Origin of the sequence: Pantoea sp. GbtcB22, from assembly GCF_019091025.1 — a bacterium.
GTDB lineage: Bacteria > Pseudomonadota > Gammaproteobacteria > Enterobacterales > Enterobacteriaceae > Pantoea > Pantoea leporis.
Window position 1 is genome coordinate 1 of the sequence record NZ_JAGXKB010000180.1, and the last position, 274, is coordinate 274.

Consider the following 274-nt stretch of genomic DNA (forward strand, 5'->3'; position numbering starts at 1 on the left):
GGCCGGCAAGCTCGCCGTGCAGGGCAGCAAGATCACCATGGAGCTGCCGCGTATCGCGGGGTTCACGCGCGACCAGCGCGCCTACGAGCTCAACGCCGAGTCGGCCGTGCAGGACATCGCCAAGCCCGACCTCGTCGAGTTGCAGAATTTGCGCGCCAGGATGGAGCTGCAGGACAAGGACGTGGTGCTGCTCACCGCGACCAGCGGCACGTACAACACCAAAGCCGACAAGGTCCTGCTGCGTGACAAGATCGTCGTGACGTCGCAGCAGGGC

General features: G+C 65.7%; 1 protein-coding gene. It reads left to right on the plus strand.

Annotated features, from left to right (window positions below):
- The coding region (gene lptC / locus KVT28_RS25110; protein WP_217550880.1) for an LPS export ABC transporter periplasmic protein LptC at window positions 1-274 on the plus strand (274 nt) is incomplete at both ends.